Annotated in this window: 23 protein-coding genes, 1 tRNA gene and 1 pseudogene; 24 read left to right on the forward strand and 1 reads right to left on the reverse strand. The window is 70.7% G+C overall.

Features of this window, described 5'->3' with window-relative positions; all coding sequences use genetic code 11:
- Position 1 precedes the first annotated feature (1 nt).
- The 23 genes and pseudogenes from QSK20_RS06990 to QSK20_RS07095 all read left to right on the forward strand — a co-directional run bounded on the left by QSK20_RS06990 (position 2) and on the right by QSK20_RS07095 (position 15,877).
- Entirely contained in the window at positions 2 to 1,102 is a 1,101-nt protein-coding gene (locus QSK20_RS06990; protein WP_285787750.1) for a competence protein CoiA family protein, read from the forward strand.
- A 73-nt stretch (positions 1,103 to 1,175) separates the two neighbouring features.
- Complete coding sequence (locus tag QSK20_RS06995; protein WP_285787751.1) at positions 1,176 to 1,430, forward strand: hypothetical protein; 255 nt, start codon at positions 1,176 to 1,178, stop codon at positions 1,428 to 1,430.
- A gap of 146 nt (positions 1,431 to 1,576) precedes the next feature.
- Positions 1,577 to 1,649: transfer RNA gene (locus QSK20_RS07000), tRNA-Met, on the forward strand.
- A gap of 635 nt (positions 1,650 to 2,284) precedes the next feature.
- Positions 2,285 to 2,725 carry a phage terminase small subunit gene (locus QSK20_RS07005; protein WP_285787752.1) on the forward strand — a complete coding sequence of 147 codons (441 nt, stop codon included), beginning with the start codon at positions 2,285 to 2,287 and terminating at the stop codon, positions 2,723 to 2,725.
- Entirely contained in the window at positions 2,722 to 4,374 is a 1,653-nt protein-coding gene (locus tag QSK20_RS07010; RefSeq protein ID WP_285787753.1) for a terminase large subunit domain-containing protein, read from the forward strand. The genes QSK20_RS07005 and QSK20_RS07010 overlap by 4 nt, the downstream gene beginning before the upstream one ends.
- A complete protein-coding gene (locus QSK20_RS07015) occupies positions 4,371 to 5,846 on the forward strand; it encodes a phage portal protein (protein WP_285787754.1) in 1,476 nt (491 codons plus the stop codon). The genes QSK20_RS07010 and QSK20_RS07015 overlap by 4 nt, the downstream gene beginning before the upstream one ends.
- A pseudogene (locus tag QSK20_RS32235) lies at positions 5,836 to 6,372 on the forward strand (VG15 protein); the annotation flags it as partial. The gene QSK20_RS07015 and the pseudogene QSK20_RS32235, both read left to right, overlap by 11 nt.
- A 56-nt stretch (positions 6,373 to 6,428) precedes the next feature.
- On the forward strand, positions 6,429 to 6,914 hold the full coding sequence (locus QSK20_RS07020) for a hypothetical protein (protein WP_285787755.1): 486 nt from the start codon (positions 6,429 to 6,431) through the stop codon (positions 6,912 to 6,914).
- Positions 6,915 to 6,950: 36 nt separating this feature from the next.
- Positions 6,951 to 7,550 carry a hypothetical protein gene (locus tag QSK20_RS07025; RefSeq protein ID WP_285787756.1) on the forward strand — a complete coding sequence of 200 codons (600 nt, stop codon included), beginning with the start codon at positions 6,951 to 6,953 and terminating at the stop codon, positions 7,548 to 7,550.
- Between the two features lie 53 nt (positions 7,551 to 7,603).
- A complete protein-coding gene (locus QSK20_RS07030) occupies positions 7,604 to 8,800 on the forward strand; it encodes an SU10 major capsid protein (RefSeq protein ID WP_285787757.1) in 1,197 nt (398 codons plus the stop codon).
- Positions 8,801 to 8,819: 19 nt separating this feature from the next.
- A complete protein-coding gene (locus tag QSK20_RS07035) occupies positions 8,820 to 9,395 on the forward strand; it encodes a hypothetical protein (protein WP_285787758.1) in 576 nt (191 codons plus the stop codon).
- 57 nt (positions 9,396 to 9,452) lie between these two features.
- On the forward strand, positions 9,453 to 9,722 hold the full coding sequence (locus tag QSK20_RS07040; RefSeq protein ID WP_285787759.1) for a hypothetical protein: 270 nt from the start codon (positions 9,453 to 9,455) through the stop codon (positions 9,720 to 9,722).
- Entirely contained in the window at positions 9,719 to 10,084 is a 366-nt protein-coding gene (locus tag QSK20_RS07045) for a hypothetical protein (protein WP_285787760.1), read from the forward strand. The genes QSK20_RS07040 and QSK20_RS07045 overlap by 4 nt, the downstream gene beginning before the upstream one ends.
- A complete protein-coding gene (locus QSK20_RS07050; protein ID WP_285787761.1) occupies positions 10,081 to 10,644 on the forward strand; it encodes a hypothetical protein in 564 nt (187 codons plus the stop codon). The genes QSK20_RS07045 and QSK20_RS07050 overlap by 4 nt, the downstream gene beginning before the upstream one ends.
- A complete protein-coding gene (locus QSK20_RS07055) occupies positions 10,644 to 11,042 on the forward strand; it encodes a DUF6093 family protein (protein WP_285787762.1) in 399 nt (132 codons plus the stop codon). The genes QSK20_RS07050 and QSK20_RS07055 overlap by 1 nt, the downstream gene beginning before the upstream one ends.
- Positions 11,039 to 11,437, forward strand: a complete 399-nt coding sequence (locus QSK20_RS07060; RefSeq protein WP_285787763.1) for a hypothetical protein — start codon at positions 11,039 to 11,041, stop codon at positions 11,435 to 11,437. The genes QSK20_RS07055 and QSK20_RS07060 overlap by 4 nt, the downstream gene beginning before the upstream one ends.
- On the forward strand, positions 11,434 to 11,649 hold the full coding sequence (locus QSK20_RS07065) for a hypothetical protein (RefSeq protein WP_285787764.1): 216 nt from the start codon (positions 11,434 to 11,436) through the stop codon (positions 11,647 to 11,649). The genes QSK20_RS07060 and QSK20_RS07065 overlap by 4 nt, the downstream gene beginning before the upstream one ends.
- Positions 11,646 to 12,074, forward strand: coding sequence for a hypothetical protein (locus tag QSK20_RS07070; RefSeq protein WP_285787765.1), 429 nt, complete (start codon positions 11,646 to 11,648; stop codon positions 12,072 to 12,074). The genes QSK20_RS07065 and QSK20_RS07070 overlap by 4 nt, the downstream gene beginning before the upstream one ends.
- A 25-nt stretch (positions 12,075 to 12,099) precedes the next feature.
- The gene (locus tag QSK20_RS07075; RefSeq protein WP_285787766.1) at positions 12,100 to 12,312 is read left to right on the forward strand and encodes a hypothetical protein; all 213 of its coding nucleotides are present in this window, start codon (positions 12,100 to 12,102) and stop codon (positions 12,310 to 12,312) included.
- Positions 12,309 to 12,815, forward strand: coding sequence for a phage tail tube protein (locus QSK20_RS07080; protein WP_285787767.1), 507 nt, complete (start codon positions 12,309 to 12,311; stop codon positions 12,813 to 12,815). The genes QSK20_RS07075 and QSK20_RS07080 overlap by 4 nt, the downstream gene beginning before the upstream one ends.
- Positions 12,812 to 13,378, forward strand: a complete 567-nt coding sequence (locus QSK20_RS07085; protein WP_285787768.1) for a hypothetical protein — start codon at positions 12,812 to 12,814, stop codon at positions 13,376 to 13,378. Before QSK20_RS07080 ends, QSK20_RS07085 begins: the two co-directional genes overlap by 4 nt.
- A gap of 110 nt (positions 13,379 to 13,488) precedes the next feature.
- Complete coding sequence (locus QSK20_RS07090) at positions 13,489 to 13,737, forward strand: hypothetical protein (RefSeq protein WP_285787769.1); 249 nt, start codon at positions 13,489 to 13,491, stop codon at positions 13,735 to 13,737.
- 4 nt (positions 13,738 to 13,741) lie between these two features.
- Positions 13,742 to 15,877 carry a coiled-coil domain-containing protein gene (locus QSK20_RS07095; protein WP_285787770.1) on the forward strand — a complete coding sequence of 712 codons (2,136 nt, stop codon included), beginning with the start codon at positions 13,742 to 13,744 and terminating at the stop codon, positions 15,875 to 15,877.
- 1 nt (position 15,878) lies between these two features.
- On the opposite strand, the gene QSK20_RS07100 is transcribed toward QSK20_RS07095, so the two are convergent.
- Entirely contained in the window at positions 15,879 to 16,280 is a 402-nt protein-coding gene (locus QSK20_RS07100) for a hypothetical protein (RefSeq protein ID WP_285787771.1), read from the reverse strand.
- Between the two features lie 65 nt (positions 16,281 to 16,345).
- On the opposite strand from QSK20_RS07100, the gene QSK20_RS07105 reads away from it, so the two are divergent.
- Positions 16,346 to 17,734 carry a hypothetical protein gene (locus tag QSK20_RS07105; RefSeq protein WP_285787772.1) on the forward strand — a complete coding sequence of 463 codons (1,389 nt, stop codon included), beginning with the start codon at positions 16,346 to 16,348 and terminating at the stop codon, positions 17,732 to 17,734.
- The last annotated feature ends 1 nt before the right edge of the window (position 17,735 follow it).

Genomic DNA, 17,735 nt, shown 5'->3' on the forward strand with positions numbered 1-17,735 from the left:
GATGAGCGAGACGAACACCGTCCAACACCTGAAGCTCGGCATCACCCTCGACCTTGCACAGCCGGACCTCGGCCACCCAGAACGCGACAACCTCTGGGAACAGCTTCGCGAGCGTCCTATCCATCGTGGTGAACTGCGGTGCATGGGGCGCTGCGCCCAGCGTGACCCCAACAACCCGCAGTGGGTTTACCTGCGGGAGTGGCAGGGCCAGCGCCAGGCCGTCCACCTCAACCCAGGCGCCCGGGCCAACCACGCCGGGGAGAGCGAGAGCGACGAACACAAGGCCCTCAAGGAGCGCGGCTACACGGCCGCCATCAACGCAGGGCTGCACGCCACCGTGGAGGATCACGCCCCGCACGGCAAGCGCATCACGGACCTGGTGATCGAAGCTGACGGACACCGCCTCGGGGTCGAGTACCAGCGATCCCTGCAGGCCCCGGCTCGCATCAAGAGCCGGGTGGCCATCGCCCAGGCGGACGGACTCACCCCGTTCTGGGCGACCGACAACCCCGATCTGAAGATTGACTACCGGGCGCCCTTCGCCCGGTTCAACGGCGCTCAGCCGTACGAGATTCGTGCTGGCGCAAGCCTGCGAGTGGTCAGCGGCTACGACAAGGTCGTCTACGAGCAGTGCGGCTGGAAGGGCCCACGCTGCCCCGTCACCGGAGGGCTTCGCTGCGGGAAGATCCACGCCTACCGGCTTGCCGCCAGCATCGAGCTGGACGAACTCCAGATCGGCGCTGCCACCCGGGTGTTCCTTCCCCTTCAGGAGCCGAAAAAGGGCGGTGGCTACAACTACCGCTGGCTGCGCGCCGCAGACCTGGAGCGGTATCTGGACGACCGTAGCCCCAGCTTCGGTGGCACCATCGCCAGCCCAAACTCCGCTGACAAGGCCGCCGCTCTCGCCTGCAACCAGCGAGGCGGCCTCCCCCTCGGGCAGCAGCACTCAGGGCCTGCGACCGCCTCGGTCAGCCTGAACTGGTCCAAGCACGCCGCCGGGGAACCGCGACCGTGCCGCGTATGCCAGAAGCCGGCACTGATGCGCGACCAGGACGGTCGGCCCTGCCACAAGGTGTGCGCCGAATCGCAGGCGGCTCGATAGCAGCGAGCGCGGGTCCAGTATGCCCCTTATGCGGCGCACCATAATCGCCGTTATTGTGCACTGTGGAGGAGCCATGATCCACCTCGCTGGCCACGACTACGGCACCGCCGCCGAGATCGCCAACCACCTCGGCGACGACGTCACCACCGACATGATCCGCAACTGGGCCAAGCGTGGCCGGCTCGCTCGACACCGAACCACCGACGACGACGGCCGGCCCTGCGTCCTCTACCCGCTCGACCAGGCCGCCGCCATCGAGGCCACCACCCGCACCGCGACACGCGGACGACCACGCCGAGTTGACGCACCCACCGTGATCGCCGCATGATTTGACCACTCCGTTGATGGGCGGAGTGTGCCCACAGCCCGGCAGAGCGCCCCGCGCCGCCGGGCTGTCGCGTATCCAGACCACGGTGGGGACCGGGGGACGCGGGCAGGTCGATGGTGGCCGACCTGCCCGCACACCCCCGACGCAGCGGCGTAGAGCAGCAGGTAGCTCGCCTGGCTCATACCCAGGAGGACGCGGGTTCGAGTCCCGCCGCCGCCACGAAGGCCACGGGCGCCCATGCGACGGCAGAGAGTGGCCAGGCTTCCCGGTTCAATTCCGGGCCTGCCGTCGCACCAACCATCGAGGTCCCATGCCCCGAGCCCTCAAGGTTTGCTCCACCCGCGACTGCCCCACCCTCGTCACCGCCGGACGCTGCGCCGCATGCCGAGCCGCAGCCGAAGCCCGACGCGGCACCGCATACCAACGCGGCTACGGCAGCCGACACCGCCGAGGCTTCCGCCGCGCCGTGCTCGCCAAGAACCCGCTCTGCGTCTGCACCGACCAGCACCACGGCCACGGACCACAGTGCCTCAGGCCCAGCCGCCACGCCGACCACCACCCACGCGGACGGGACGAACTGGTCGCCGCCGGCCTCAACCCCGACGACCCGGCACACGGACGCGGACTCTGTACCTCCTGCCACAGCAAACACACGGCGGCAGCGCAGCCCGGAGGCTGGAACCAGCCTCACCCAGCGTGACCACCCCCAGGGGGGAGGACCCCAGGGCCGGCAGAGCTGGGGACCGCCGGGGAGGTGGAAAGGGGTCTGTACGGATCCCAGGACTTTCGATCATGCATTTCGGTAACCGTGTGTCATGGCGCGAGGCTGTGACCGTCTAGCAGTGGAGGGCGCGATGCCCGCTCTGCCGAAGAGGAACCCGGCCAGGCGTAACAAGTCGGCGACCAGGGCGACCCTGACCGCCGTGCACGACGTCGAGGCTCCCGAGCTGCCGCCGTCGCACGACTGGCATCCGATGACGTTGGCGTGGTGGATGGACATCTGGGCGTCGCCGATGGCTCCCGAGTACGACGACTCCGACCGGCACGGCCTGTTCATCCTGGCGATGCTGGTGGACGCGTTCTGGACGGAGCCGAGTCAGGCGTTGGCGGCGGAGATTCGGCTTCAGCGGCAGTGCTTCGGGCTGTCGCCGATCGACCGGCGGCGGTTGCAGTGGGAGATCGAGCGGACCGACGAGGCGCAGGATCGTGGCCGGCGGCGGCGTACCGCCTCGGCGGGCGGGGCGGGGAAGCGGCCTGCGGCTGATCCGCGGTCGGTGCTGCGCGCGGTGCCGTGACGGGGCTGATCGTCCCGCCGATCGACGAGGAGCCGTGGCCGACCCTCGGCCCGGGGATCTGTGACCTGATCGAGGACGGCGCGTGTTTCGGCCCGGGTGACCTGCGTGGCGAGCCGGCGGTCATCGACGACGAGAAGCGGGCGTTGATCTACCGGGCGTACGAGGTGTTCCCCCGGGATCATCCGAAGGCGGGGAAGCGTCGCTTCAAGCGGGTGTGCATCAGCTTGCGGAAGGGCACGGCGAAGACCGAGCTGGCCGCCTGGGTGGCGTTCGCGGAGCTGCACCCGGAGGCGCCGGTCCGCACGGACGGGTGGCGCAAGCAGGGCGGCGTGTGGGTGCCGGTGGGCCGGCCGGTGCGGGACCCGTACATCCCGATGATCGCCCACACCGAGGAGCAGACGGAGGAGTTGGCGTACGCGGCGCTGCTGGTGATGTGTGCGGAGGGCCCCGACCAGGACCTGTTCGACTGCACCCTGGAGCGGATCACCCGGGTCAACGGCGACGGGAAGGCGGTCGCCCTGGCGTCGGCTCCGGACTCCCGGGACGGTGCCCGCACGACGTTCCAGCACGCTGACGAGCCGCACCGGTTGAAGTTGCCCCGGCAGGTGCAGGCGTGGCAGACGATGTTGCAGAACATCCCGAAGCGGCCGATCGCCGACCCGTGGTCGTTGTCGACGACGACGGCCGGGGTGCCTGGTGAGGGGTCGGTGGCCGAGCAGGAACGGGAGTACGCCCGCCGGATCGCGGAGGGCAAGGCCCGGGACCGGCAGTTGTTCTACTTCCACCGGGAGGCCAGCCCCAGCCACGACCTGACCACCGATGAGGGGCTGCGGGCGGCGATCGTGGAGGCGTCCGGGCCGGCGGTCGCGAAGTGGTCGGACATCGACTCGATCGCCTCGCTGTTCCATCAGGCCGACACCGACAAGGCGTACTTCGAGCGGGTGTGGCTCAACCGGTGGGTGGCCAGCAGCCGGCAGGCGTTCGACCCGGTCCGGTGGACGAAGGATCTGGTCCGCCCGGATGTGCGGATCGCCGACGGGGAGCCGATCACGATCGGTTTCGACGGCGCCCGCTGGCGGGACGCGTGCGGGTTCGTGGCCACGCACATCGAGACCGGCTTCCAGTGGCCCCTGGCGGTCTGGGAGAAGCCGGTCAGCGACAAGGCCACCGCCGTGGCGGACGTCGACGAGTGGGAGGTCACCGACGAGCAGGTCGACGGCGCCCTGGCGGAGGCGGTGGACCGCTTCCAGGTGGTGCTGGTGTACGCCGACCCGCCGCGGTTCGAAGCGAACGTGGCCCGCTGGTCGGGGCTGTACGGGGATCGGCGGGTGGCCGAGTGGTACACGAACCGGCCCCGGCAGATCGGTGTGGCGATGCGCGCGTTCAAGACCGCGCAGACGTCCGGTGAGGTGACCAACAGCGGCGACGCCGTGTACGCCCGGCACATCGGTAACTCCCGCAAGGGTGACCTGAAGATCCTCGACGACGACGACACGCCGCTGTGGACGATCTACAAGGAACGCCCCGACTCGCCGCTGTACATCGACCTGGCCATGGCGGGTTGCCTGTCGTGGCGGGCCCGCCTGGACGCCCTGGCGAAGGGCGGTTGGCAGCGCAAGAAGCGTAGGACGATCATCGTCAGGAGGTGAACCGCGTGGTGCTGCCCGATAACGACCTGGGCTGGCTGAACCACCTGGCGATCCGGCACGACCGGGACCTCCCCGTGCTGCGGGAGCTGAACGACCTCTACGAGGGCACGGCGCCGCTGCACTACATCCACCCGGAGATCCTGCGGGAGGTCGGCGAACGCATCCAGGCCGTCAGCCTCGGGTGGCCGATGCTGGCCGTGGATCCGCTCGAGGAGCGCCTTGAGCCGCTCGGGTTCCGGTACCCGGAGGCCGACGAGCCGGATCCGGACACGCCGCCGGAGGAACTGGCCAGCGCGACGGCCGACGCGAACCTGATGAGGGTGTGGCAGGACAACGACCTGGACGAGGAGGCGCAGCTCGGCCGCCTGGACGCGCTGGTCATGAAGCGGTCTTACCTGGCGGTCGGCACCAACGAAGACGATCCCGATACGCCGCTGGTGACGGTGGAGTCTCCGCTGGAGATGTTCGCCGACATCGACCCGCGCACCCGGCGGGTGCGGGCGGCGATCCGACGGTGGGCGGAGGACCAGGACTCGCTGGTCCGTCTGCCGGAGGAGTACGCGACGCTGTACCGACCGGACGCGACGATCTGGTACGACCGGGGTCCGCAGGGCTGGCGGGAACAGGGCCGCGACGAGCACGGCGTCGGCGAGGTGCTCGTCACCCCGTTGACCAACCGGTCGCGGCTGGCGGACCGGTACGGCCGGTCGGAGCTGACTGCGCCGCTGCTGTCCCTGTCGCACGCCGCCAACAAGGTCGCCAGCGACATGATGGTGGCGGCGGAGTTCCACGCGCTGCCGCTGCGGGCCCTGTTCAACATCGGCGAGGACGACCTGGTCGACGACAAGGGCCAGAAGCAGTCAGCCTTGCAGGTCATCATGGGCCGTCTGCTCACCCTGGAAGGGGCTGGCGACGGTTCCGAGGTGAAGCCGTACGAGTTCACCGCGAGCAGCCTGTCCAACTTCCACGACAGCCTCAACCAGCTCGCGAAGCACGCGACCGCGCTGGTCGGCCTGCCACCGACAGCGTTCGGCGTGGTGACGGACACCCCGGCGAGCGCAGAGGCGTGGCGGGCGGCGGAGGCTCGGCTGATCAAGCGGGCCGAGCGCAAGCAGGTCCCGTTCTCCGGCTCGTACGAGCGGATGAACCGCCACGTGCGTCGGCTCCAGGACGGTGACTGGGATCCGTCCGCCCGCCGGCTGGAGACGATCTGGCAGGACCCGGCGACCCCGACCCGGGCGCAGGCCGCCGACGCGGTACGGAAGCTGTTCGGCGACGGCGAACCGATCATCACCAAGCGGCAGGCCCGCGAGGATCTCCGGTACACGCCGGGTCAGATCCGGCGGATGGAGGCCGAGGACCGGGCGGCAGCGGAGGCCGACCCGGTGCGGGAGATCGTCCGGCTCAACGCGACCGGCGGGGCCCCGCCGACCGAGCGGGTGCCGGTGACGGAGCCGGCCGGTGTCGGCTAGGACGGTCGCCCTCGACCACTACCGGCGGCGGCGCCGGCTCGCCGACGCGCTCGCCGCGGTGGCGGCCCGGCTGTGGCGGCGGATCAGCCCGGACGACATCGCCCGGTCGTGGGCGACGGCACTGGTCGACCTGGTGCCAGTCACGAACGCCGCCCAGCTTGCCGCCGCCCGCGTGGCCGACGCGTATCTGGACGCCGTCCTTGACGCCCAGGGCATCGACCCGACCGCAGAGGCGCGGGTGGTGCCGGCGGCGTTGGCCGGTGTGGCGTCGGACGGTAGGCCGCTCGCTTCGCTGCTGTACGAGCCGGCGATCGGCACGCTGAAGGCGATCGGTGCCGGCGCGACCGTGGAGCGGGCCCTTGCCGGCGGCTTCGCGTCGCTGGACATGATGGTTCGGACTCAGGTCGCGGACGCGGGCCGGGCTGCTGACCAGGTGGCGATGGTGGCCCGCCGGCGGGCCGGCGGGTACACGCGAATGGTCGTCGGCCGCACGTGTGGCCGGTGCGTGGTCCTGGCGGGGAGGTGGTACGCCTACAACGCGGGTTTCGACAGACACCCGCGTTGTAGACCCGGGGCGACTGCGTGCACGTTCCATCCGGTGAGGACACCGACGACGACATCCGCACCGACCCGCGCAAGTGGTTCGACAGCCTGTCCCGCGAGGAGCAGGACAAGCAGTTCACCACGGCGGGTGCCGAGGCGATCCGGGTCGGCGCGGACATCGGCCAGGTGGTCAATGCGAGACGCGGCGCGTTCGGGCTGACTCCGGCTGGGGCGCGGATCACTGCCGACGAGGCCCGGATGCTGCGTGGTGGCCGGGATCGGGGGCGACTGGAGGCGGTCGACGTCTACGGGCGGCAGCTCTACGTCACGAGCGAGGGCGTCACCACCCGGGGCGTGGCCGGACGGCGGCTCGGCGCGCGGGAGACCGGCGTCAAGCAGGCCGGCGGCCGGTACCGGTCGGCTCGGCCGCCGCGGCTGATGCCGGAGTCGATCTACCAGATCGCCGGCGACGACAGAGACGAGGCGATCCGCCTGCTGCGGCGGTTCGGCTACATAACCACCTGACCAGGCGCGACGCCCGGTCACCAATCGGAGGTCGCGATGACCCAGCCTGCCCCTGCCCCGACGACCGCGCCGGTGGGCGACCCGCCGGCACCGACGGCCCCGCCCGTCACGCCGCCGCCCGTCGACCCACCGAAGGAGGATGAGCCGCTCGGCCCCGCCGGCAAGAAGGCGCTCGACGAAGAGCGGGCCGCCCGCAAGGAGCTGGAGCGCAAGCTCGCCGCCCTCGCCCCTCTGGAGCAGCTCGCCCAGGCGCTCGGCGGGAAGGCGACCGGCGACGGGAAGACTGACCTGGAGCGGCTCACCGAGCGGTTGACCCAGCACGAGACGGAGATCGCGGCCGAGCGGGCGGCCCGGTACCGCGCCGAGGTGGCCGCAGCGAAGGGCCTCACCCCGCAGCAGGCGGCGCGCCTCCAGGGGGCGACCCGGGAGGAGCTGGAGGCGGACGCGGACGCGCTGCTCGCGCTGTTCCCCGCCGCCCCTGCCGGGCCGCGCAACCCGGTGCCGGACCCGTCGCAGGGGCCGCGCGGCACCCAGCCACCGGACCTGGAGGCGCAGATCGCCGCCGCGCAGGCGAAGGGCGACTACCGGGCGGTCATCGCCTTGCAGCAATCGAAGCTGGCCAACGTCCAGCGGTAACCCGGGCCGGCGCGGGCCGCGCCCACAAGCAACGATGAAGGGAGCGACCAGCGATGGCTGGTATCACCGCGCTCGGCACCACCTACAACCTGCCCAACTACACGGGCATCCTGCACCTGCTGACTCCCGCCGACACGCCGTTCTTCTCGGCGATCGGCGGCCTGACCGGCGGCGGGCAGACCACCGACACCGAGTTCGAGTGGGGCACCTACGACCTGCGGGCCGCCGGCCAGAACGTGGCCCTGGAAGGCCAGGACGCGCCGGCCGACCAGGTGCGGGTCCGGGGCACCGCGAAGAACGTCACCCAGATCCACCAGGAGACGGTGGGTGTGTCCTACACCAAGCAGGCCGCGACCGGTCGGCTCGGTGGACTGGCGACCGCCGGGGGCACCAACTCGGTGCTCAACGAGCTGGACTGGCAGACCGAGACGATGCTCAAGCAGGTCGTCCGGGACGTCGAGTGGTCGTTCATCAACGGCACGTACCAGCTGCCGGCGGACAACACCACCCCCCGCAAGACCCGGGGCCTGCTGGCGGCCATCGCCACGAACGCGATCGACGGGTCGGTGGCCGTACCGAACGGCACCGGCGCGACGGCGGCTGCCGCCACCGACCTGATCACCGCGAACGGTCACGGCCTCGCCAACAACGACCAGGTCAACTTCACCAGCGTCGGCACGGCCGCCCCGCTGGCGGTGAACACCGTCTACTACGTGGTCAACTCGACGACCAACACGTTCTCCGTGTCGACCACGCGGGGCGGGGCGGCGGTCAACATCACCGCCGACGGCACCGTCACCTTCCGGAAGCGGCAGACCCTCACGAAGGTGCTCGTCGACGACCTGCTCCAGCTCGCCTACGACAACGGCGGCATCATGGAGTCGGAGACCGCGACCCTGCTCGTCGGATCGTCGCAGCGGCGGGCGGTCACCACCGCCTACGTCGGTGCGGGCGGCTACGTCACCAAGGAACTGTCCGGCAACGTCGGCGGTGTCACCGTCGACCGCATCCAGACGGACTTCGGGACGCTGAACGTGATGCTCGACCGGCACATGCCGGCCGACGCGCTCGCCGTGGTGTCGCTGGAGCAGTGCCGGCCGGTCTACCTGGAGGTGCCCGGCAAGGGCCACTTCTTCGAGGAGCCCCTCGCCAAGACCGGCGCGAAGGACCGCAACCAAATCTACGGCGAGGTCGGTCTCGCGTACGGCAACGAGCGCACCCACGCCAAGTACACCGCCCTCGCGGTCTGATCCGGGGAGACGATCAACGATGAGCGACAACAGCAACCGCCGGCTGGTCGTGCGGGGCGGCTACGTGACCGTGAAGCGGAAGGTCGGCGCGGGCATGGCCTACGTCGACATCCCGGCCGGCCAGGAACTGCCCGACGACGTGTCGGCCGAGGAGCGCGACGCGCTGGTCGCATCCGGTGCGGTCGGTCCCGCCGACGACGACACCCACGACGACGAGCGCACCGAGGCGGCGCACACCGCCCCGGACGGCACGCCCGTGGACCGGCCGGTCGCCGGTGAGGTCGAACCCGACGAGATCGACCCCGATGTCATCCCGGGCGGCTCCACCGAGCAGATCATGGCGTGGATCGGTGACGACCTGGCCCGCGCCCGGGTGGCCCGCCACGAGGAGAAAGCGAAGGGCGACAAGGCCCGCGCCGGCCTGATCGACCTGATCGAGCAGCGCATGGCCGAGCTGGAGTCCGAGCCGCCCGCCGTGCCGGAGTCCTGGCAGGAGACCAACCCCGGAAGCGCAACCGGCGGCGGCGTGGTCGAGCCGGTCGACGACCCGGGCGCCGGGTCCGGCAAGCCCGCCAGCCGGACCCGCAAGAACTGACCGACGGTGCCGGCCAGCGACTCCCGCCGGCCGGCACCCCACGATCGGGGAGGTGCCATGCCCGTCAGCCCGCGCCGCGTCCCGGTCGGGACCACCATCACCCGCCTCGACAGCGCCGACGTCGGCCAGATGGTGTCCCTCGTCGCCCGTAACCGCGGCACGGTCGCCGTCTACGTGGGCGGCCGGATGGTCAGCACCACGACCGGGTTCCAACTCGACCCGGGCGAGACCATCACCCTGGACCTACGGCCCACCGACGGGGGCCTGTACGCGATCACCGCGTCAGGGTCGGCGGACTGCCACGTGTTGCAGGTGGGTGCCCGATGATCCAGGTTTCCGGCACGATGCAGCCGGCGATGGACCGCATCGGCGCGCTGGAGCAGGCGGTCGCCGCGCTGACGGCGAACCGGCTCGGCGGAACTGCAGGGCAGGCGACGGTCGCCACGGGCCTGATCGGCGGTGCGACCCGAGACGTGCCCGTCACGTTCACCACACCACTGCCGGACACCAACTACGTGGCGATCCCGGTGATCGACGGCCCGCCGGGCATCCTCGGCACCTTGCAGGCCCTGTTCCCGGTGACGAGCAAGTCGGCCGCCGGCTGCACGGTCACCGTCAAGAACACGGCCCTGATCACGCTGGGGCTGTCCGGAACGGTGACCGTGGTCGCGATCCGACTGGGGGCGTGATGGCAGACCAGCTCGCCTCACCGGCCGACCTGAAACTCCTGCTCGACCGGCAGGACCTGGACGACGCCCGCTGCACCCTGCTGATCGAGTGCGCCACCGCGGTGGTGCAGAACGCGGCCGGCGGGCAGCGCATCGTCCGGGTCGTCGACGACACCGCGACGCTGACCGCCGGCCCCGGCCAGTGGCTGTCCCTACCGCAGTGGCCCGTCGAGTCGGTGGCCTCGGTGAACTACAACGGCACGGCGATGGCCGCCGGCCCGGCCGGGTACCGGCTGCACGGGACCCGGCTGTTCCGCCGCTGCGGCTGGTCGGACTGCCCGGGCGACCTGTTCCCGGTGGCGGTGGTCTACACCCACGGGTACGCCGAGGGTGACCAGGAGTTGCAGTTCGCCCGGTCGTCGGTGCTCGGCCTCATCCGAGACGTGGTCGACAACCCGACCGGCCTGAAGGCGGAGTCCCTCGACGACTGGTCGGCCACGTACTCGGCGCTGTCGACGCACATGGAGGGAACTCCGGCGCTGCGGAAGGCGCTGTACCGGCAGTACGGGCGGAGACGCTGATGTCGGTGGAGCGGGCGTTGGCCGCCGGCCGCCGCGCGGCTGAGGCGCGGATGCGTGACACCTGCCAGTTCCGGCGGAAGACCGGATCCACCACGGACCCGCGCACCGGTCGAATCACCCCGGTATACGCCGACGGGTACACGGGCCGGTGCCGGGTCAAGATGCCGTCGCCGCAGGGCACGCCCGCCGAGGCGGGTGAGGCGGTGGTGGTGATGTCCGCGATCGAGGTGCACATCCCGATGTCCGGCACTCCGGTGCCGCAGGTCGGCGACGAGTGCGTGATCACCGGGTCCGAGGGTGACCCCGGCCTGGTGGGGGCGGTGTTCGTCGTCGACAAGCCGCACCGACAGCCGGACGCGACTGCCCGCAGGGTCGGAGTACGGGAGCGATCGTCATGAGGATCGACCTGACGTCGTCGGACCTGAATCGGCTGGTTGCGGATCTTCGTGACGTGCCGGAGAACGCGCACGGCAACGTCCGCAAGGCGGTCGAGTTCACCGCGAACGGCATCAAGAAGACGTCGCGGGAGTTCGCGTCCGGCATCGCGCACGCCCCGCACTACCCGCGATACATCACCTACGACGTGGACGACCACGGGGTCGGGGTCGGGGTGTCTGCCGAGATCGGCCCGGACAAGGCATTCGGCGGTCAGGCGAACCTCGGTCACTTCTTCGAGTACGGGGATCCGCGTACGCCGCCGCAGGCCCATCTCGGCCCGGCGCTGGACATCTGGACTCCGGACCTGGAGAAGGGGTTGGAGAAGGCCGCCGCTGACGCCCTGGAGGGGAAATGAGCAATGACCCCCACCGCATCACCCGTGCCCAGATCGAGGAGTTGCTGCGGGGGCTCGGTCTGGACCCCGTTGACCTGCGCCAGATCATGTCGATCCACATGGCCGGAACGAAGATCGAGATAGTCCGGGCCAGACTCGACGAGGCGGGCAGGATGTACCCGGTCGGCAATGAGATTGCCGCCGAGACGGTAACGATTGCGATCGTTCCGTGAGCATCGACATCCAGGCCCACGCCGACGCCATTCTCGGCCTGCTGCGGGCCGTCGGGCCGGATCTGACGGTGTATCCGCCGGAGGATCCCGACGACACCGGCCAGGTCGTGCCGGACGGAGCGGATCCGCCGTACGTGGCGGTGCACATCCGACCCGGGTTCGGGCTCGCCGGACGCCTTGCGGACGCCACCACCAACGCCGTCTTCGACATCACCTGCCACTGCGTGGGCGGCAACGACATCGCCGCCCGCGCGGTCGCGCAGATGGTCGTTGACGCGCTGCTCGACGTCGAGCCGGTTATCCCGGGCCGGCAGTCCCGGCCGATCCGCTACCTCGACTCGCCGCCGGCCCGCCCGGACGAGTCCACTGGCCGCCTGGTCGTCGACCAGGTGTACCTACTGCGTTTGGAAACCCTGCCGGGCTGACCGGCACCACACCTGAGGAGGAGTCGTGCCGACTGAGTTCGTGCGCGTACGCGACAAGGACAAGACCGAGTCGAGCCTGCCCGTGCGGCGTGCCCGGCAGCTCGCCGACCGGGGCGACGTCGAGATCCTCGACGCCCCGGCCGTCAACGGGTTCGGCGAGCCGCTGCCGCCCGCCGTCCCGGACAGCACGCCGGCCAAGACCACCAGCGCGAAGACCAGCAAGGAGCCGACCCGATGACGTCCCCGCTGCCCCTGTCCGTCAAGTCGGACGGCACTCTCACGCTGCGGTACGTGCAGTCGCTGGCGAACCCGGCTGCCCCGAAGCTGACCGAGATCAACGCGGTGACCAGCCAGGATCTGCACGGCTACGTCACCGGTGACGGCTGGCAGCCGTCCGGTGAACAGGCCACCGTCAACGACGAGCGGATTGCCTCCGACCAGACGTTCGAGAAGCCCGGCCGCAAGTCCAAGAGCCTGACCATCGTGGCAGTGCACAACCCGGCCGACCCGGACGAGAACGAGGCATACCTCACCCTCGCCGAGGGCGTCACCGGGTATGTGCTCGCCCGGTACGGGGTGCCGCGTACGCAGGCGTGGGCGATCGACGACATCACCGACGTGTGGCCGATCGAGGCCGGCGAACCGATGAAGCAGTGGAACGGCGCGAACAGCGTGCACACCTACACGCAGCGGCTGTTCGTGCACAACACGATGGTCTCCGACGCGGTGGTGGTGGCGTGACCGATCCGAACGCCCTGCTCACCGGCGCGCGTCTGCCCGAGGATGAGGTGCGCATCTGCACCCGCCTCGACCTCGTGACGCAGTGGCGGCGGCTGGCTGAGGAGTTGGCCGCCGCGAAGGTCCGCAACACCGTGGATCCGCGTATCGCCGGTGGCGACGTCAGCGACCTGGCGGAGCGCATGGAGGCGCTGCGGGCCGAGGTCGAGGCGTCCACCGTCACGATGCGGGTGCGTGCGCTGTCGCCGAAGGCGTGGAACGAGCTGGCCGAGACGCACCCGCCCCGCCCGGACGACGAGGAAGACGCCCGCATGACCGTCAACCGGGCCACGTTCCTTCCGGTGCTGGTGCGGGCCAGCACCTACGAGCCGGAGCTGACCGAGGAGACGTGGGCGAAGCTGCTCGACCTGGGTAGCGGCCTGCTCGACGTGCAGCAGTGGCGCACCTGGTGGCGGACCTGCTGGAACCTCAACATGCGGCCGGTGGATCTCCCTTTCTCCGTCGCCGGATTGCTGACGACCCTCGACTCCGGCAGCGAATCCGGCTCGCCCGAACCCTCGGCGTAAGTCCCCGCCGGCTCGAAGGGTGGGAGCCCTCGACCGTCCACGAGTACGAGGGTGGACGGCTGGTCCGATCGACGCCGGAGAGCGAGTGGAATCCCGAGCAGCTCGGCTGGATGGTTGCCCTCGACGAGTACGAGTCGGGCCTGTGCAAGCAGTGCGGGCAGCCTCTCGAAGAGACCACGAAGCCGGAGTACGACTTCAACAACCCGTTCGGCGTGGCCCTCTACGAGGCCGCCCCGAACACGCCAGTGCAGTGCCACTGCTGTGCGGCTCTCCAGCGGTCCGAACGGGACACCAACGCCCTGAACCCTCAGTTCCCCGGGGCGATGCTGCACGCCGTTCGACTCGTCCGAAGGGGGTGAGCAGGTGACCAGAACTGTCAAGGTCGGCCTGGACGTCGCCGAGCAGCCGTTCGTCCGGGGTATGGACCGGGCGGCCGGGGCGGCGGGCCGTCTGGAAGACGCTCTCGACGACGTCACCGACTCCGCCCGGGAGACGGCAACCGGCACCGAGCGGGCTTCCGAGTCGGCCGACGACCTCGGCGACTCTGCCCGTGAGGCGGCACGCGACCTGGACCGGCTGCGGGCGGACGCCGCACGGCTGGACGCGCAGATCGACGACACCGCCCGGGGCATCCGGGACCTGGCGCGGGAGATCGCCCGCACGTCTGATGAGGCGGAACGGGCGAAGCTCGCCGAGAAGCTCACCGTTGAGCGAGGGAAGCTGCGTCAGCAGGTTGACCTGCGGAAGCTGATCGACGTCGACTCGGCCGACGGGATGGGCGCCGAACTGGCCAGCCAGGTCAGCGTGTCGTTCGCCGCCCGGCTCGGCCCGCTGCTGGCCCGTGCGCCGATGGCCGGCATGAACCCGGCGGTCGCCGCGATCGGCGCCCCGCTGGTGGCCGGGCTGGTCACCCTGCTCGGTGCGGGCGTGGCGGGGGCGATTGTCGGCGGCGTCGGCGTCGGCGGGGTCATCGGCGGCATCAAGCTGGCCGCCCGTGACCCTGCCGTGAAAGCGGCCGGCACCGAGCTGGGCACAGACCTGGCGGCGGTGCTCGGCCGGTCGGCGTCGGCGTTCGTACCCGAAACCCTCTCCGCGATCGACACCATTCGCGACCGGGTCCGCAAGCTGGAGCCTGATCTGAACAGGATGTTCAGCGGAGCTTCCCGGTTCGTGGACCCGCTGGTCGACGGCCTGCTTGACGCCGCCGGCAACGCCCTGCCCGGCGTGATCGACGTCATCGAGTCAGCCGGGCCGGTCATTGACACCGTTGCCGACGGTGCCCGCGACCTGGGCGACGCCCTCGGCGACGGGCTGTCTGGGCTGGCGGACAACGCCGATGAGGCCGGCCGGGCGCTCGACACGCTGTTCTTCATCATGGAATCCGGCGTCAGGTCCGCATTCATCCTGGTCGAGGCGTTGACCGCCCTGTACGGCGCTGCCGAGATCGTCGGTGCGGTACTCACCGGGGACGTGGCCCGGTTCATGTCACTCGTGGCGGCGCAGAAGGCAGGCGGCCAGTCGTCGGCGGAACTGTCCGGCGTGATCGGCGAGCTGGGCACGAAGATGCGGGACACCGGCAAGGAGACCATCTCCGCCGCCGACGCCGCGAAGACCCTCAAGAGCGCTTTCGACGAGCTGTTCGGCTCGGCGATGGACGTTGACCGGGCGGCCATCGAGTACCGCGAGGGCATCAAGGAGATGAACGCCGAGCTGCGCGAGGGCAAGCGCAGCCTGGACATCAACACGCAGGCCGGACGCGAGAACACCACGGCGGTGCTCGACCAGATCGACCGCATCAAGGCCCTGCGGGACGCCCGGCTGGCGCAGGGCCAGTCGATCGACGTGGTCGACGGCAAGTACCGCAAGGAGATCGGCGCGATCCGGGCGAAGCTGGCGGCGCTCGGCTACGAGAAGTCCGAGATCGACGCGCTCCTTGGAAAATACGAGGCGATCCCGGACCGGGTATCGACGCGGGTGGACGCGGAGACGAAGCAGGCCGAGGCGAACCTGGCACAGGTGCGGTCCCTCATCGCGCAGATCAAGTCGAAGCGGGTCGTGATCACGACCCAGCACAACCAGATCGTCACCCGGTCCGAGGGTCGCAACGTCCCGATCGGCGACGTCGGCGGGCGCCGGTGGGGTGGCATCGTCGAACACGCCCAGTGGGGCACTCTGCGGGAGGCGCAGATCGCCGCCCCGGTCGCGCCGGCCCGATACGCGTGGGCCGAGCCGGCAACCGGCGGCGAGGCGTTCATCCCGCGGTTCGGCGACCCGGGCCGGTCGCTGGACATCCTGTCCCGCGCGGCCCGCTGGTACGGCCAGGCAGTCGTGCCAGCAGCTACCCAGGGCCGCCCGCAGCCGACGGTTGACCCGGCGCAGATCGGCGCGGCAGTAGGCGCGGCGGTCCGATCAGCCGTGTCAGGGATGGCCGTGGTGTTGGATGGTCGGACGGTCGGCTACGTGCAGGGGCGGCAGGCTGACATCTACGCGCGGACCTGAATCACCAGGGTCCGTCGCCGAACTTCGCGATGCACGCGCCGCTCACGGCAAGGATCGCCCGGTCGGCTGCCAGGTTCGATTCCACTCCCGGCTCGGCAGTGAGCTTCGCCGCTGCCGCCACGAGCGCAACGCCGGCTTGGGCGATACCCGGGGTGGTGGCTTCTGCGGCCAGCGCGCCTGCGTCCCGGATGGCTTCAGGGTGCACGTCAGCACCCTTCGGGAGGCTGGAAATGGCCTGGCAGCCGCGCCGGTCCTTATCGACGGTCGGGCTGGGGGCGGCGCTGGTGGCTGCCGGCGCGCTGCTCGGCGTGGCGGTCGGCCGGTCGGTGTCGTCGCTGCCGCAGCCGGCGGCGAGCAGGGCGATGAGCAGCGTGGTGGCGAGGGCGGCGGGGGCTTTGGTCACCGGCGCACCGTAGCGGCCGACGTCCCCACGATCTGTCGGGTGCAGGACAACAACGAGAGGATCCCGTGGACATCGAACTGGAGTTCGTCGACAGCGTCAGCGCGTCGGCCACGGTGCGCCTGGACCTGACAGCGCCACCGTGGGCTGTGCAGTCGTCCACCGAGTTCGCGATGCCGGAGATTCGGCGGGCGGTCGCGGCGACGCTACTCACGGACGGGGAACGGTACCCGGCGGCGGCGTACGACAACCGTGTGATCCGGCTCGTCAGCCAGGTCCAGGGAGCCAGCGGGGATGCGGAGGCGGCGGCGTTGCAGGCGCTGTACCGGGAGTTGGACCGGCCCACGAACATCCTGCGGTACCGGCCGCCGGGTGCCAGCGAGCAGGTGTACTTCCGTACGTTCCGTACCGGCCCGAGAAGCGTCGTCTGGGATCCTCACCTGCGGGAGGTGAGCGCGGACATCCCCGCCGAGCCGTTCGCGCTGGGCCTGCGGGAGACTCTGTCGCCGGTCGCGGTGTCGAACAACCCGGCCACGGCGGGCGGCTGCTACTTCGACGTCAGCGCGGTCCGGGGCGACGTAGAGACGCCGCTATTCCTCCGGTGCGGTCCCGATGTGTTCGGCACCGTTTACGACAGCCGCACCATCGTCATGGGGGTACGCCGCAGGGGCACACCAGCGCAGATGCCGCTCGTGTTGCAGGCCGAGGCGATGGCGGCAGCCACCGGCACCACGCTCGCCGCAGCCAACGACCCGCTCATGTCCGGGCCGGGCCCCAACTACATGCGGGTCAGCCCGTCGGGTGCGTTGATGGAGCAGCGGCTTGTCATCCCCCTGTGGCCGGCGGCGGCGAGCGAGGATGTGCGGGGCCGGTATCGGGTGTTGGCGCGGATGCGTCAGTCGGCGATCGGTGACCTGTGGAACGTGCAGCTCGCCTACGGCGCTTCGGCGACCTTGCCGATCCGTAACACCTCGGCGGTCGTCAACCAGTCGGCGACGATCGCCTACTACGACCTCGGCACCATCCAATTGCCGGTCGGCGGCGACCCCGTCACCGACGGGTACTCGGGCGTCGAGGCACCGGTCGGTGGTACGCGGATCACGGTGTGGGCGCAGCGGGTGTCCGGCACCGGCACCCTCGACATCGACGTGCTGCTGTTCATCCCGGCTGACGACCGGTTCTCGATCACGCGCATGTGGTCGGACACGGGCGCGTCGGGCGGCATCATCGACGGTCTGCGGCACATGGTCTATCTGGTCGATGCGTTCGGGGCGATCCGGATGCCGGCGCAGCCGGAGGCCCCGATCGGAGGGCTGCCCATGGTGTCGCCGGGCGTCACAAACCGGGTGGTGTTCCTGCCCGACGGCGGTTCGGTGCGCGATTTCCTCACGTCGACATCGACGGTGACCCCCTACTACTGGCCGCGCTACCTGCACGTGAGGCCGGTGGGGTCGTGAG

It is taken from the genome of Micromonospora sp. NBRC 101691, from assembly GCF_030269285.1.
Classification (GTDB): domain Bacteria; phylum Actinomycetota; class Actinomycetes; order Mycobacteriales; family Micromonosporaceae; genus Micromonospora; species Micromonospora echinospora.

Excerpts from the sequence above, each read along its gene's own strand:
- QSK20_RS06990 (WP_285787750.1), top strand. The coding sequence starts at position 2 with ATGAGCGAGACGAACACCGTCCAACACCTGAAGCTCGGCATCACCCTC.
- QSK20_RS06995 (WP_285787751.1), top strand. The coding sequence starts at position 1,176 with ATGATCCACCTCGCTGGCCACGACTACGGCACCGCCGCCGAGATCGCC.
- QSK20_RS07005 (WP_285787752.1), top strand. The coding sequence starts at position 2,285 with ATGCCCGCTCTGCCGAAGAGGAACCCGGCCAGGCGTAACAAGTCGGCG.
- QSK20_RS07025 (WP_285787756.1), top strand. The coding sequence starts at position 6,951 with ATGACCCAGCCTGCCCCTGCCCCGACGACCGCGCCGGTGGGCGACCCG.
- QSK20_RS07030 (WP_285787757.1), top strand. The coding sequence starts at position 7,604 with ATGGCTGGTATCACCGCGCTCGGCACCACCTACAACCTGCCCAACTAC.
- QSK20_RS07035 (WP_285787758.1), top strand. The coding sequence starts at position 8,820 with ATGAGCGACAACAGCAACCGCCGGCTGGTCGTGCGGGGCGGCTACGTG.
- QSK20_RS07040 (WP_285787759.1), top strand. The coding sequence starts at position 9,453 with ATGCCCGTCAGCCCGCGCCGCGTCCCGGTCGGGACCACCATCACCCGC.
- QSK20_RS07045 (WP_285787760.1), top strand. The coding sequence starts at position 9,719 with ATGATCCAGGTTTCCGGCACGATGCAGCCGGCGATGGACCGCATCGGC.
- QSK20_RS07055 (WP_285787762.1), top strand. The coding sequence starts at position 10,644 with ATGTCGGTGGAGCGGGCGTTGGCCGCCGGCCGCCGCGCGGCTGAGGCG.
- QSK20_RS07060 (WP_285787763.1), top strand. The coding sequence starts at position 11,039 with ATGAGGATCGACCTGACGTCGTCGGACCTGAATCGGCTGGTTGCGGAT.
- QSK20_RS07065 (WP_285787764.1), top strand. The coding sequence starts at position 11,434 with ATGAGCAATGACCCCCACCGCATCACCCGTGCCCAGATCGAGGAGTTG.
- QSK20_RS07080 (WP_285787767.1), top strand. The coding sequence starts at position 12,309 with ATGACGTCCCCGCTGCCCCTGTCCGTCAAGTCGGACGGCACTCTCACG.
- QSK20_RS07090 (WP_285787769.1), top strand. The coding sequence starts at position 13,489 with ATGGTTGCCCTCGACGAGTACGAGTCGGGCCTGTGCAAGCAGTGCGGG.